This is a genomic window from Terasakiella sediminum (assembly GCF_033100395.1).
Lineage (GTDB): Bacteria > Pseudomonadota > Alphaproteobacteria > Rhodospirillales > Terasakiellaceae > Terasakiella.
Genome location: NZ_JAWLVJ010000006.1, coordinates 29,447 through 43,842, shown reverse-complemented (window position 1 = coordinate 43,842; position 14,396 = coordinate 29,447). Strand labels below are relative to the sequence as shown.

Sequence of the window (14,396 nt, the reverse complement as noted above, 5' to 3'; positions counted from 1 at the left end):
TTTGAGGGCCAATCAAAGGATTAACGCAAAAAAGGCGAAGTAGAAATGAGCATCAGTAATATCGGCTATTCCAACATGGTGCAAACCATGCAGGCGGCACAAGCAGCGAAACATAAACAAAAAATCGCAACCGCCCAGATGATGGAAGGCAAAACGGACGAACGATCCGATGAACAGACGGCTTTCACCCCCGCAGATGTCGCTGCCCTGCCCGAAACCATGGAACTGGAGACAGGCGAGGTTCTGTTTCATGAAGGCGATCCATCCGGTTGCGCCTTTTTCATTGAAACGGGCAATCTGGAAGTGACCGCGCGCCAATATGGCGAAACCAAAGTCTTGGGCGTCGCCAGGAAAGGCGAGATTGTGGGTGAACTGGGCGTTATTGTTGCAAGCCCACGCAGCGCCACCGTGCGCGCGACCGAATATACCAAAGTCCGCGTCGTTCATGCCCATGTGCTGGAAGATATGATCGCCACAGCTACCCCCGGCGTGAAGGCACTGATGAACACGCTGGTTGATCGACTGCGCCGGGCAGCAGCAGGGGATTGATAAAAAGGGGCAGATGCTGCCCCCTCCTTTTTACTTAGCGAAAAATATCCTGGAAAAAGGCGCGTGTCTGCGCCCAGCTGTCCGCGTCAGCCGCCGCATCATAACCCACAGGCATTTTAAATTTCGCAGCAAATGCATCGGCTTCCGGGTTGGTAAAACTATGGACCGCCCCATCATAATTGACAAAATCCCAATTTACGCCAGCACCCTGCATTTCCATTTTAAATGCGGTGATCTGTTCCGGTTTGATAAAGGGATCATCCGCCCCGTTAAAGGCGCGCACTTGTGCTTTCACCTTGCCTTTTTCCGCCTTCACCATAGGTTTGAGTGATCCGTGATAACTGACCACCCCTTTTAAATCCCGCCCTGTGCGTGCGGCATGCAACACAACACCGCCACCAAAACAGTAACCAATGGCCGCCGTTTTATTGGCATTGACCGTACTTTGATTTTTCAACAGATCATGGGCCGCATCAAAACGGCGCTCAGCCGCTGCCAGATTGGACATGGTTTCCATCATAAAGGCTTTGGCATCTTTGGGATGGTGCGCAAGTTTCCCGGTGCCATACATATCCAGTGCAAGGGCTGTATAGCCAAGGGCAGCCAGCATTTCTGCACGTTTTCTGGCATAAGGATTATGCCCCCACCATTCATGAACAACCAACACGCCGGGGCGTTCGCCTTCCATACGGTCATCATAGGCGAGGTATCCAGTAAATTCCTGCCCATCGACCATATATTTGACTTCTTCGCCCACAACCTTGGCCTCTGCATGTCCCATCAGCATCACACCGACAACCAATGTAGCAGCCATTCCCTTGAAAAAACCGATCATCCTTAATTCCCCTTTAGAATTATTATAAGCAACTAGGGTCAGGACCTATTAATTTAATGCGTTTGGCAGAGATAAATTTCAAGGAGGATTAGGCATGGAAGCCGCCGCAATGCATTCCATTGCAAGGGTTTCATAACGACAGCCTCCTTGAAATTTATCCTGTCCCGAAGGGATTTATCAAGAATGACACAAATGCAGCGTCATAAACTTTTGCAAGTACATAAAGTACTTGCTGCAAGCCATTCCTTGCCTTGTGGCATTTTTGATAAACCAAACACAATAAATTAATAGGTCCTGACCCTATAAGAGGTTGGGGATCACCCGTTAAAATTACAAGACTTATTCTCAGACTTGCCGCCCCCTTCACTTTGGGCTACCTTCTTTGTCCTTTTGAGTGCAGCGAAATAAGCAGGAAAAAAATGCGCAATTCAGTGATCGGCGTGGTTATTGGTCTGGTGGTCGGGGTCGTCCTGGGAGTCACCATTTTAACACCAAAACTTAAGACACATGCGGCTTCCAAGTCCGTTTTAAGTGAACGGGATCTGGAAAAAGATATCCCTGCAGAAACAGCCCCCGTACTGGCGGCACTCCAGGATGGCGATGTCATTCATTGGCGTTCAGCCCCGCCATTTCCATCTGATCGCCCCAATGTGGCGCGTCAGGCTCATGAATATTCCAAACAACTGGCAACCATTTCCGGCGACAAGATGGTCCTGCCTGTCCTGCCTGCCAAAGACGTTATCTCTGCGGACAACCTGTTTGGTGCTGTTGCCTCCGGCCGGATTGATGCGTTATTTACAACAGCCGATATCGCCGTTCACAAAGAGCCTGCCCTCAATGTTTTTTCAGCCATTCCCTTTGGCCCCAAACCTGCTGATACCCTTGCCTGGCTGCATGCAGGCAAAGGCACGGCGATCCTGCAAGATCTGTTTGGCAACCACAATATCAACGCCTTGGTCTGTGGTTATCTGGCCCCGGAAGCTGGCGGCTGGTTCACCAAGGAACTACAAGGCACCGAAGATTTAAAAAAACTTCGTATCCGCGCAAATGGCCTTGGTGCCAAGGTCTGGGAAAAGGTCGGCGCTGAAATCAGCACCATCACATCCGAAGAGATTATGGCCGCCTTTGATCAGGACAAACTGGATGCTGCTATTTTCTCCACGCCAGCTGTGGATGCCAAGACAGGCTTTTCCAAATTTGCCAAAAATTATTATTACCCGGGCTGGCAAAATCAGGGCCAACCGTTGTTTTTGCTGTTTAATTCCCGCGCCTGGAAACGTCTGGATGAAGAACGTCGCTCTCTCTTAAAAGCCACCTGTGATCAACAAACCACCCTGGCGCATGCAGCCGCTGCCAAGAAGCAGTTTCAGGGCCTAAGCGAGATTACCAAGCAGGAAGTCAACCTGCGTCGCATGCCCTCTTACATTCTGGATCGCCTGCGTGAAGAATGGAAAGACGTGCTGGCCGAACAGGCACGCACAAGTTCCGAATTCCGCGAAACCTGGGAAGATCTCAACAAATTCATCGAAACCCGCAAAACGTGGGAAGAGATGGGCCACCTGAGCCAAACGGGAAAACCGTTCTAACCTGCCTGATCCATCAAGAGGGCCCCCGGCAGTTCATTCACCTTGCCCATCAGGTAATCTAGATCATCTGAATCGATATCGACGCCCAGTTCTTCATATTGGGTCATGATGCGTTCCAGGGTCCGTCGCATGTAACGTTCACGGTCGTTTTCTTCGCCGTCATACTCGTTTTCATGGGCCACATCCAGGGCGACCTTGATCAGTGGGAAAACTGAATCGGGCAGTGACGTTGCGTTGTAAACCCCGGCAACCCCTTTCATTCCACCATCGCGCAGCAGAATACGGGAATTTTCGGATGGCAACTCTGCCATTTCCACCAGGGCTGCTTCAAAGAAAGGCACGTCCCCGATGCAGAGGGAGCGCAGAATAATAGAAACGGTCAGACGACCATTCTTATTCATAGAATGCACAAGAATATCCAGGTCATCATCACTGGAGCCTTCTGACAGCCCAAGTGTTGCGCGTTCCCGGCTTTGCAACACCAGATCAGTGGCCACATTGGGCGACAGTTCGTGTTTAGAAACCAGACGTTCGCGGTATTTTTCAGACACCACACTGACCAGCCGTTCTGAAATCGTCAACGGCAGGCGGGAGCGATCCACCATCCCCTGCTGCACCAGATCGGATCCACCAAAATCATCAACCACCTTATTAAAAGTCTGTTCTGAGATGCTGGCTCCTTCGTTGGAAACCAAACTGGCAACCACAGTTTCATTGCCATGTTCAACCAATACTTCCGATAGGCCTTCTGACACATGTTCACGCGTTGCAATGGCGGCCTGTTTTTCAGCGCCTTGCGTTTTAACCAGTTCCATCAAATCCTCTTCAGACAATACATCAGAGAATTTAAGAACGGGTAGTGCGACCGATTCAACATCGGCTGCCAGTGACATCGCCACGTCATTGGGCAGAGACGGGTTGTCTTTTAAATTTTCAGAAAGGGCTTCACGTACGCGGACTTCGGCATCTTTGACCATCATGCGGAAAATTTCTTCTGCGATGGATTGTTCTGATTCGGATAACCCTACCCCAAACTCCCCGGCAATTTTCGCCGCCGTCTCGGCACGAACCTCGCCCGAAGGATTCGATAAAAGTTTGGAAACATCTGCTTCTGTGAGCACTTTTTGTGACGCCATTGCCTTCCCCTAACCTAGGATCGTGCGCACCCCCTATTGTGCGCAATCTATACTATATCTCATTTTTTTTTGAATGCCAGACGGAAAAATGACCTCTGGCACCTCCATAAACAAGAAAAAACGCGAAGCTCGGCGCGATCAACATGAAAGATGCGAAGAAAGGCGTATCACTGAACATCATTATAATACTTTTATCCCATACCTCTTTCTGGGGATAAAGTATTGCCAAACACGATTGGCGTGCTATTAATGTCGCTGATCGATTCACAGATTTTAACCTTGGGAGAAATTAGTATGCGTAAGGTTCTGGCTATTGCCGTCGCTGGTATGGTTGCTTTCGCTGGCGGTTCTGCGCTTGCAGAAGGCGATGCTGCAAAAGGCAAAAAAGTTTTCAAAAAATGTAAGTCTTGTCACACGATCGAATCTGGTGGCAAACACAAAGTAGGTCCAAACCTTTTCGGTGTTGTTGGTAAAGCTGGTGGTTCTGCTGAGGGCTACAAATACTCTAAGGGCTACTCAAAAGCGCAAGCAAACCTGACTTGGGACGAAGCTTCACTGATGGAATACCTGATGGATCCATCCAAGTACCTGTCCAAAAAGGCTGGTGAGAAAGTTAAATCTAAAATGACTTTCAAACTGAAAAAAGAAGCACAACGCGCTGACGTAATCGCTTACCTCAAAGAAAACATGTAAGCTGTTTCGCGCATAAGCGTTTAAAAAGGGCTGCAGACTTGATTGTCTGTGGCCCTTTTTCATTTCGCACGTCTTACGCCTGATAAAAACACCTCTAACATGTAAACATCTCTTTTAACGTGTATTTAGACATGTTAACGTCTTGATTGTGAAAAAACTCTCTGACCTTTTCATAGCAGGAGCAACAATTAAAACATGTCACAAACAGGTTTCATATGATTGCTCGCTTTCTTTTCTTATTCTGCCTCAGCTTTTCTCTTCTAAAGCCCGCACATGCCCTTGAAGTCACCGCACAAGGCACCACCCAGCGCCAGGCTTTGAACAATGCCCTGCGCCAGGCCGTAGAAATGAAGCTTGGCACCGGCATTGAAGCCAACACACTGGTTGAAAACTTTCAGGTGGTCCGCCAGCAAATTCTCAGTCACACTCAGGGGTATGTCAAAAGCTATAAGGTCGTGAAAGAAGCCTCACTGTCCAATGGGGGCTACGAGATCACCATTGATGCAGATGTCGATGATAAATCGCTGAAAGACAGCACCAGGGCACTCTCCACACTGATGAAAATGGCCGCCCATCCCCGTGTGATGGTGGCAGGCATCCATGAAGATTTTGACGCGGTTTCAAGCCTCAATGATGGATTTCGACAAGTGCGTGAAATGGTGGAACAAACCTTTCGGGAAGACTTCCACTTTGACATCATCGATCTGGAGGCCAGCCGACTTTCCGGCAAAGACACCTACCGCCACCATGATCGCAAAAACCATCTGAAACGAGCGCGTAAATCAGGAGCCGATTACCTTGTGTTTGTCGAAATGATCAAAGCTCCTGCTGCGCCTTATAAAATCCGTCTGGAAAGTATTGAAGTTGCAACAAACCGCTCACTTGCCAGAGAAGAAGCCATATTTGCACATATAAGTTGGTCAAAAGGGGATGAGGCCGCGTTAAGAAAGGCCAAAGACCATATCTATATTCCCAGCATCCAAATCGCCGTCACACTGGTCGAAAATATAAAAAAAGAAGTTTATGAAGACGGACAGCGTTATGAGCTGTCCTTCTACAAATTCGATGAAAAAACAGTCCGTTACCTGGAGGCAGACTTGGCCGCCCTCCCTGGTTACGTGCGTCATAAAATTACGGGCCAGAAAAAAAACGCTCTAAGCCTTTCCTATTGGTCAATGTTAAAGGCAGGCGCATTGAATGAAGAGATTTCTGCCCTGCTGAAACGCGCGGATGTTCCCTTCGACTTTCACCTGCGTACCCGCACTTTAACCTATCGCTTTGATGATCCGATGTTTGAATAATGATTTTTAATCAGGGGAAAATGATGAAACGCTATACCACACCCTTCTTTGCAGCCCTTTTGGTCCTTACGGCCCTATGTGCAGCAAATTCACAAAAAGCACAAGCTGCCGAACTACCCAACCTGATGGTTATGGGTGAAGACAATGATCGCGATGCCATCCCGCGCGACAGTCGCGTCTTTCGCCGTGTGCTGAACGAACTGGCAGGCGAACTGAATGCGGATGGTTTTGATGTCTATGATGAAACTGCCGTGTCTCTGGATGATTTTGCACAGGGGCGCACGCGGCGCAGTGATGCCGAACTGATTGATATTGCACGTTCCATCACCCGCCCACCAATTGATATCGTGGTCCTGTTTGACATTTATGCCAGTGCAGAACGTCTGGATTACACCACGAAGGTCCGCACCCGTTTGTCCGGTCGTCTGCTGGATGTCCATTCTGGTCGCCGCCTGGGCAACTTCGAAGTCTCCAGCCCACGTAATTTCCGCGCCCCGGTCAATTGTAACCGCGAATGTATTGTCGAAACCGTTGGTGATAACGCCCGCCTGCTGGCCCGTGATATGGCTGATGTTCTGCTGCAAAAGCTCAGCGACGAAGTTGATTACGGATCCTACGATGATGATCGCGACCATGACTATGACAGCGACCGCAACGATGACCGTTATGGCAGTTCTTCCACCAAAGACCTGGCACGTCGCGGATCAGATGGCTGTCGTGGTCGGGTTCAGGACGTCTATCTGAACTTCCAGAATTTCACCGAACAGGAAATGCTGGATATGGAAGATGTAATTCTGGCAAAATTCTCCTGCTATGTGGATCATCGCCCGGCCGCAAGCCATGGCCGCACCCACGAATATGTCTATAAAACCCGCCTGCATACCAACAAGATGAAACGCAATCTGGTGCGTGCGCTTGAATATCTCGGCATGTCCGGTCGTGTACGCTATCAGGGCAAAGAATTCACCGTTGCAAAAGTGAACAAACGCCGCAGCCGTTACTATAACGACGGCAGCAAGTGGTAAGCGCCTCCTTCATTTGCGGGAGAAAACTCAACGTTTTCTCCCTTCCCCAAAAAAACAAGCCACGTCATTTCATATGATCAATATCCATTGATTTCACCACAGGACATGACCATGAAAACGCCCTTCCTCAGTTTTGTTTTTGCCTTTTCCCTGATCACACAGGCCGCTGCCCTTGACGGCCTGGTGGAGACCAATGACTTTGGTACCACCGATTGGGCAGAAGGTTACATTGAGGCCACAGGACAAGGCACCGCGCGCTATTTGGGTAACCGCATTCAGGAAGAACTGATGGCGAAGCAAGCCGCACGCACCACCGCTCAGGCCCACCTGCTGGAAATCATGAAAGGCATTCGGGTCACAGGCCTGACCACACTGAATGAAAAAGCGCAAAGCGATGCGCGGGCTGCCACACGGATCAAAGGCACAATCAAAGGCGCACGTGTCCTGTCTGAAAAAGCCACCTGGCACAAAGATAAAGAAAGCCGTCGCGGCGAAGTAGTCTTGGCTGAAGTTACCTTGCGTGTCTGCGTCAGCCCTGTCTGCAGCGACACAGAAAAAGATGTCACCACCGCAACCCTGAACCTGGATACTGCTGATCAAAAACCAATAAAAGCCGCCGCCAAAGTCGGTCCAACAGCAGTGATCATTGATCTGGAAAAAGCACTTTACCTCCCTGCCCTTGCCCCGGAGGTCATCAATGAAGATGGAAAAATTGTCTATTCCCAGGAAACCGTCCACCCCGACGCAGCCCGTATGAAAGGGTTAATCCATTACACTAAATCTGTAGACGCAGCACAGGCCATGACCTTAAGCGGTGACGCCCCTTTGATCATCAAAGCCAAACAAATCACCAAAGATAACCGTATTGTCCTGGCCAACAAGGATGCCACCCGCCTGAAAGATTTAAATGTTCTGCAACAAGGCAAACTGATCGTAGCACTGGATTAATCAGATGATGCGCCGCTTTCCCAATATCCTGTTCACATCCGCCCTCGCCCTTGGGCTTTGCCTGGGTACACCTGCGCACGTGAAAGCAGACTGGCTGGACCGGATTGATCGACAGTTTGAAGAAACCTTCACCAAGACAGATGCGGCCTTTGACAAAGCCATGAATGAAGGGGTTGCCGAACTGGATAAGGAACTGGCAGATATTTGGGGAGACGCGCGCAGCCTACCGGATGAAAAGGTCTGGGTTGGCTACAGCAAAGATAAGAAAAGCCGCATTATCGTTGATTATGAACGCGGTGAAATGTCGGTTGAAGGATTTGATCAATCCGAAGAAGAATTAATGAGCGATTTTCAGGACATTTTACTGGAAGATAGCAAACAACTAGATGAACGCGCAATCCTGCGTGAAAAATTAATCCGCAAAGTGGATGAATTCTGGAAAGATCAGAAAACACGCAAACGCTCCGTCCAAAAAAATACAAAAATTAAATGGAACCACCCGAGAGAGCTTTCCACCCTTATTGAACCACGCGTTCGCCCTGTTTTTGTCAAACGCAGTGCTGTCTTTCAAAAAGGCGCCAGCCGCAACATCAACCGCCTGACTATTCCTTTGCGCGAAGACCGCGATCAACTGAGCGCACAGGCCTTACGTGATCCGGTCTCAATGGCGGCACGGAAGTATAATCTGCCGCGCTCCCTGCTGCTGTCCGTCATCAAGAATGAAAGCGCATTTAACCCGCGTGCCCGATCTCATGCCAATGCCCTGGGCCTGATGCAATTGGTCCCCACCAGTGGCGGTAAGGAAGCCTATAGTTATCTGATGGGTTATGATGCGACACCGGGCCCCGACATTCTTTATGACCCTGAACAAAATATCATGCTGGGCGCAGCCTATTTGCATCTGTTGAACACCCGCTATTTCGGCAAGGTCAAAGATGCAAAGACCCGGCAATATCTGATCATTGCAGCCTATAACACCGGGGCAGGCAATGTAGCCAAAGCCTTTACCGGAAAGATGAAACTGCAAGCGGCCATTCAGAAAATAAATCAAATGAAGGCGAATGATGTTTTTGCTCACCTTAAAAAACATCTCCCCTATGCAGAAACAAAAACATATCTGGCACGCGTCAGTGGGGACATCCCCAATTACGCCAGCTGGGATGCATAACCCATGAGGATTGAACAGAGGTTTATGATGAAAAAAGTAATATTAAGTCTATGTGCCCTTGGATTTCTAAGCGCCTGTCAAACCACAGGCAGCCTGCGCGACGGTGAAGTCATGGGTGGTGATATCGGCACCATTCTTCTGGAAGAAGCTGATAAACGTGTCAGTGCGTCAGACGAAGAAAAAATGAATGCAGAAATTGAAAAAGCGCTTTATTTTTCAGAAGACGGGCTGACGACAGAATGGTACATCGGTTTTAACGCCCGCATCCGCCCCACAGGCAAAGTACGCGACCGCCGCGACCGGGATTGTCGCCGTTTCCGACATGGTGTGACAATTGACAGACGTTGGCACAACGGAACAGCCGTAGCGTGCCGTGAACACAATATCCCCTGGTATCTGATTTCCAACCGTTGGGACCGTCGCCTGGATCGTGATGGCCCCGGGGATAGGGGTAACCACCGTGATCACGGCAGTTGGCAAAACCTGTCTGGGGAATTAGGTGGTGATCCGGCAAATCAATCCAATGACGATTTTGGCCCACGTAATTCAGCAAACTGGTAAAATCCAATCATTATAAGCCCTTAAACACGAACGTGATAAGTGCTCACATCACGTTCGTATAAATTTCAGAATGAACCTTTTACTTTCCACCCAATCTGAGGGTATGCTGTTTGCCAAACAAACAATAATACAGATTGGATAGATATTGCTGTTTATCGATGATGATGAAGGAACCGACGATGCGTTACTGACGCATCAGACCCTGATCGATACACAAGAACGCCTTGGTTCGTTACTGGATCTCATGCCCACAGGACTGATCATTCATCAGATGCAGGGGATTTTGTACGCCAATCAACAGGCCATTCACCTGTTTAACCAATCCAAAGATGCCTTGATCGGCCAGCATCTTCTTGATTTTATCGACGAAGACGTCCGCGCGGATTGCGCTGACCTGTTTATGAGAAGTTTTGTACAGGACACCCCCGTGCAACTGCCCCAGATCAAACTGACCACCGACCCGGACAACACCCGCTACGTCAAAGTTACCGCAGGTCGCCTGCCCTGGGAAGGCACGACCGTCATCCAGATTTTACTGGAAGATATCACAGAATTAAAACTCAAAGCGGATGAACTGGAAAATCTGACCTTCAACGATGCGCTGACCGGGACATACAACCGCCGCTATTTCATCGAACATGCTGAAAAGATGGTGGCAAAGGCCATTCTGGAAAATAAAAGCTTCAGCCTGATGATCTTTGATGTGGACTGGTTCAAAAAGGTCAATGACACCTTTGGTCATCTGGCCGGGGACGAAGCACTTAAATCCATCGCCACGGTCTGGGACCAAAATACCAGACGTCGCGACGAAAAAGAACGTTCAAGCGATGGCAAACTGGCGCGTATCGGCGGGGAAGAATTTGCAATTCTGCTGCCCGACATCGATCTGATGACCGCGCAAATGGTGGCGGAACGTATTCGCACCTCTATCGAAAATCATGACGTCACTTATGAAGACCAGACCTTCAACATCACCGCAAGCTTCGGCCTGACCGACCTGCGCCCTAACGATATCAAGCTGGATGACCTGATCCGCCGCGCCGATATCGCGCTTTATCGCGCGAAGGAAAAAGGGCGCAACCGGGTAGAATGTGAATAGGTATCCAAGAAAAAAAATCTCTCCAACCCTTCCATACTGGACCAAAAGTTGTTTTTGGATAAAATAGTGTCCGCTACAGGGAAAAAGGACATATATAATGGGATCAGAAGAGCTGCTGTTAGAAGCAGGGAAAAGTTCGGAACTGACCGCTGTACTGCACACCATGGCAGAAACCGAAGCAGATGGGGAACCTAAATTCTCCCCCATGATCTGTCGCGAGATCGGCAAGATTATTGTCTGTCGCACCTATGCCACCCCTTTGCTGGAACTCTGTCATCTGATCGTTGCGGCCAGCGAACTCTCTTTTCAAAAAGGGCGCTATGAATTCCTCTTCTGGGACACAGGTGTTGCGCGGACCTCTGCCTTTCTCGCCTATTGTGACCAGGCTGCAAGTACCTATGACGGTGACTTGGTCAGTCTTGATAGCACCGGTATCACCATGGCCTATGGGGACAGCGAATTCAGCGTGCAGTATAGCCGTATGCCCGTGCTGTCAGCCCTGATGGAATTTCTGCTCACTGCGCTTGGTTACAGCGATATTGATGACCTGTTGCAAAACCTGCTGAAGGGCGACATCTCGCGAAAATCGGTTTCAGAATGTGCTAATGGCCTGTCTCGTCTGCTTTATGCTTACCTGAAAGAACATCTGCCCACCGCTCAATCTCAACGAAAATTCCGTAAAATTCTGGCCTATTGCGATGATGATGTGGAAGCCATTGATGATGCCATGATCCTGAATTTCTGGCAGGAAGTTTCAGTTGATCAGGAAAAGGGCATTGATTTTAAAACCTTTGACAGTGTGTTTTTGACTATGATCCGCGTGATCCAGGCGGTAGAACACGCCCATGACTTGGCGGCCATGCGCCATGCTGGCAGCATTGGTGCTGACCGCGAAGCTGGCGAGATTGATCCGGATATCTTATCTGAAACGCTGGAAAGCGTGCAGGAAACCATCACCCCGCTGATCACGCTGAATTCTGCGCCCTTTAATCAGGTCAAATTTCTGAATAAACAAGAAACAGCCCATCTGGAAAGCCTGTTGAACGCAGGCGAACTTGCCCTGCGTCTGCCTTTATCCATCCTGCGCAGCAACATCTTTACCAAACCACAATCGCGCCTGACCCAGGCTTTACGCAAGCAGATGGCAAAGCATGACCTGGACCTGATCATTCAGGAAGGTCCTTCAGAGACGTATCAAGACAGGCAGCTGACCTATCAGGACCTGATCGCCCATATCCAGCGCAGCGTCTATGCCTGCCTGCATATGCTGGCCGCTGCCAAGGCAAAAGAAGCCATCCCCGTGATGATGAAGCTGGACCCCGGTATTGACTTTTCACCGCTTGCACAGCTTTTGCCGCATGAACATACAGGCGACAATGTCGTTCCCCTTCATTCCCCCAAGGTTGCCGATCAGTTCATGGATATCCTGCATGACCCGGAAAAAGTTGGCAGTGACGTCGCCGACCTGATGAATAACGCTCAAAAAGCCCACGCAGGCCTTGCCCGAAAAGGCTTTAAGGAAGATGCCAGTGACAATCCCGACCTGACCAAGGCACTGTCTGAAGGATCAGAAATCCTGCTGGAAATTTCCCAGGATATCGATGCCTTTTTGGAACGTCTGGATAACCTACCTTTAGCAGGTGGAGGCTGGCAATCGCAGTTTTCCTATGACCGCACCATCTTCTGCGGACAATTTGATAAAATATACGGAGCAGCATCATGAGCCACAAATCCAACAAAGATGCTGAACAAATCTTCAAAGCTCTCAGCGCCTTTGACGAAGTTATTCACCCGAAGGAAGAGGTCCCGTCAAAGGTCGCCTTCAGTGAACTTTATGCCTACGCAACCAACCCGGCCCATGACGCAAGCCCGGCCTTGAAAGCGGCTTTAAGCACCGATTTCTCACTTCATCGCGATTTAAGGCGTTTGCTTGAAAAACAGGCCATCGTCCATATGCCACGTGCGGCTGCGGCAAGTTCAGGGGAGATAAGCCAGCGCGAAGCCGATGGATTTAAACTGACGCTGAAACCATCCAAGGCCAGCGCCGATCAGGTTTACTTGTTGATCCAAGCCATTGATCGCGACGAATCACCCACCCTGATGTTCGTTCAGGAAGCCGACGGTCCCATCCATCGCCTTGTTATTGAAGATTTTTATGACGGGGAAGCGCAGATTTTGCTGCGTGCAGGCGATGATATCGTGAAAGCCTTGCGCAAAGCCCAAAGTGACGTCATTCTGCGCTGATGAATGTTAGAATCTTTATTGCCACCACCGAAGGTCCGGTTGAGGTCCAGCGCATCACAAAAGAAGACCCGGATGTTCGATCCGTCGTCTGTCTGAACGGCACTGCCAAGGCGCTGCCCATTGCGCGCGCCTATGACGCTTTTGTCAAAGACCCCACAGGGGTGGTGCAGCGATCCTATGGTCACCCGGCCTATCGCATGGATGTTTCTGCACCCATCACAGATGGCAACAGCTGGCAGCTGGGTGCCTTTGTCGCCCATGCCTTTTTTGCCGAAGACCGACTTGCGGGTCCTGATGAAAAAGTTGAAAATGCGATCTGGCTAACGGGTGAATTGGATCGCGATCTCAACGTACGTCCGGTGGATCACATCAAAGAAAAACTGACAGCATCCAAAGACCTGTTTGAACAGATGCGAAAAGAAGATGTGCGGCTGTTCTGCTTTATCCCCGGTGGTGCAGGTCTGGTACCGGAAGATGAATTTCTCGAAGAACTTGCCATCGATGGCGACCTGCTGCGCCTTGAATCCGTCGTTGACATGAAACGCATCGTCCAGCGCTTCGACCTGAAAGACCCGTATCCCCCCGAAGAAGAAGATGAAGACCTGGATGAAGTGGATGAAAATGGGGTCATTGATCTTTATAAACCCGAAGATGGCGCACCGCCCCCCATCAAGGACAATCGCTTTAGCAAAATCGTCGCTGTGGGGGCTGCCGTTTGCGTCTTGATTCTGGGCGTTTATCTGCAATTCGAAGACAATATCCTCGCCCTTCGCGAAACCAGCCTGCGCTTAGGCATCAGCGAGTTGCGCGCAAATCAGGATAAAGGCTGTACAGAACCGGATCGCATCCCACTGGATAAAGACGGCCAGGCTTTTCCGTCCAGCAACCTTGATGGCCTCTGCGCCCTTGAAATCACGCTCAACAATCTGGGTGCCCCAACCTACATGTGGGCCTTCGCCCAACGCATCGAAGACGGCCACTTCCTGCTGGCGGATCGCGAAAGCCTTGTGGATGCCGAACGCCAAAAAGGACTGATCGGCTGGCGCATGACGCTACCCAAACGATTGAACCAGTCCATCGACTACCGCCTCGTTGCGTTAGCTGCTGACAAGCCCCTGGGCGACGCCGTCAACCGCATGCTGCGTGCGTCTTTTGGTGAAGGGGCCGCAGATTGGGCCAAGATCAAGGCACAGTTGGCAGAAGAGAAAATCACGGTGGTCAGCGCGCTTCATTCTTTGGAAAAGTAAAGGA

Annotated in this window: 14 protein-coding genes; 12 read left to right on the top strand and 2 right to left on the bottom strand. The window is 50.0% G+C overall.

The genetic code is table 11. The features are described from left to right. Nucleotides 1-45: 45 nt before the first annotated feature. On the top strand, nucleotides 46-549 hold the full coding sequence (locus RYZ26_RS06015; protein ID WP_317682262.1) for a cyclic nucleotide-binding domain-containing protein: 504 nt from the start codon (nucleotides 46-48) through the stop codon (nucleotides 547-549). A gap of 34 nt (nucleotides 550-583) precedes the next feature. On the opposite strand, the gene RYZ26_RS06010 is transcribed toward RYZ26_RS06015, so the two are convergent. After that, nucleotides 584-1,384, bottom strand: a complete 801-nt coding sequence (locus RYZ26_RS06010) for a dienelactone hydrolase family protein (protein WP_317682261.1) — start codon at nucleotides 1,382-1,384, stop codon at nucleotides 584-586. Nucleotides 1,385-1,803: 419 nt separating this feature from the next. On the opposite strand from RYZ26_RS06010, the gene RYZ26_RS06005 reads away from it, so the two are divergent. After that, nucleotides 1,804-2,970 carry a type 2 periplasmic-binding domain-containing protein gene (locus RYZ26_RS06005; RefSeq protein WP_317682260.1) on the top strand — a complete coding sequence of 389 codons (1,167 nt, stop codon included), beginning with the start codon at nucleotides 1,804-1,806 and terminating at the stop codon, nucleotides 2,968-2,970. Here the strand turns inward: RYZ26_RS06005 and spbR are convergent. Then, a complete protein-coding gene (spbR, locus tag RYZ26_RS06000) occupies nucleotides 2,967-4,106 on the bottom strand; it encodes a SpbR family protein (RefSeq protein WP_317682259.1) in 1,140 nt (379 codons plus the stop codon). The two genes, RYZ26_RS06005 and spbR, sit on opposite strands and share 4 nt — an antisense overlap. Nucleotides 4,107-4,400: 294 nt before the next feature. On the opposite strand from spbR, the gene RYZ26_RS05995 reads away from it, so the two are divergent. The 10 genes from RYZ26_RS05995 to RYZ26_RS05950 all read left to right on the top strand — a co-directional run bounded on the left by RYZ26_RS05995 (nucleotide 4,401) and on the right by RYZ26_RS05950 (nucleotide 14,392). Then, nucleotides 4,401-4,799, top strand: coding sequence for a c-type cytochrome (locus tag RYZ26_RS05995; protein ID WP_317682414.1), 399 nt, complete (start codon nucleotides 4,401-4,403; stop codon nucleotides 4,797-4,799). A gap of 215 nt (nucleotides 4,800-5,014) precedes the next feature. Next, on the top strand, nucleotides 5,015-6,100 hold the full coding sequence (locus RYZ26_RS05990) for a hypothetical protein (protein WP_317682258.1): 1,086 nt from the start codon (nucleotides 5,015-5,017) through the stop codon (nucleotides 6,098-6,100). A 20-nt stretch (nucleotides 6,101-6,120) separates the two neighbouring features. Further along, nucleotides 6,121-7,125, top strand: coding sequence for a hypothetical protein (locus RYZ26_RS05985; protein ID WP_317682257.1), 1,005 nt, complete (start codon nucleotides 6,121-6,123; stop codon nucleotides 7,123-7,125). A gap of 111 nt (nucleotides 7,126-7,236) precedes the next feature. Continuing rightward, nucleotides 7,237-8,073 carry a hypothetical protein gene (locus RYZ26_RS05980; protein WP_317682256.1) on the top strand — a complete coding sequence of 279 codons (837 nt, stop codon included), beginning with the start codon at nucleotides 7,237-7,239 and terminating at the stop codon, nucleotides 8,071-8,073. Between the two features lie 4 nt (nucleotides 8,074-8,077). Beyond that, on the top strand, nucleotides 8,078-9,241 hold the full coding sequence (locus RYZ26_RS05975; RefSeq protein ID WP_317682255.1) for a transglycosylase SLT domain-containing protein: 1,164 nt from the start codon (nucleotides 8,078-8,080) through the stop codon (nucleotides 9,239-9,241). A 27-nt stretch (nucleotides 9,242-9,268) separates the two neighbouring features. Next, nucleotides 9,269-9,802 (top strand): hypothetical protein, encoded by a 534-nt coding sequence (locus tag RYZ26_RS05970; RefSeq protein WP_317682254.1) that lies wholly within the window; start codon nucleotides 9,269-9,271, stop codon nucleotides 9,800-9,802. A gap of 145 nt (nucleotides 9,803-9,947) precedes the next feature. Then, the gene (locus RYZ26_RS05965) at nucleotides 9,948-10,901 is read left to right on the top strand and encodes a sensor domain-containing diguanylate cyclase (RefSeq protein ID WP_317682253.1); all 954 of its coding nucleotides are present in this window, start codon (nucleotides 9,948-9,950) and stop codon (nucleotides 10,899-10,901) included. A gap of 97 nt (nucleotides 10,902-10,998) precedes the next feature. After that, entirely contained in the window at nucleotides 10,999-12,624 is a 1,626-nt protein-coding gene (locus RYZ26_RS05960; protein WP_317682252.1) for a hypothetical protein, read from the top strand. Continuing rightward, nucleotides 12,621-13,145 (top strand): hypothetical protein, encoded by a 525-nt coding sequence (locus RYZ26_RS05955; RefSeq protein ID WP_317682251.1) that lies wholly within the window; start codon nucleotides 12,621-12,623, stop codon nucleotides 13,143-13,145. The genes RYZ26_RS05960 and RYZ26_RS05955 overlap by 4 nt, the downstream gene beginning before the upstream one ends. Next, nucleotides 13,145-14,392 (top strand): hypothetical protein, encoded by a 1,248-nt coding sequence (locus tag RYZ26_RS05950; RefSeq protein WP_317682250.1) that lies wholly within the window; start codon nucleotides 13,145-13,147, stop codon nucleotides 14,390-14,392. Before RYZ26_RS05955 ends, RYZ26_RS05950 begins: the two co-directional genes overlap by 1 nt. Nucleotides 14,393-14,396 lie beyond the last annotated feature (4 nt).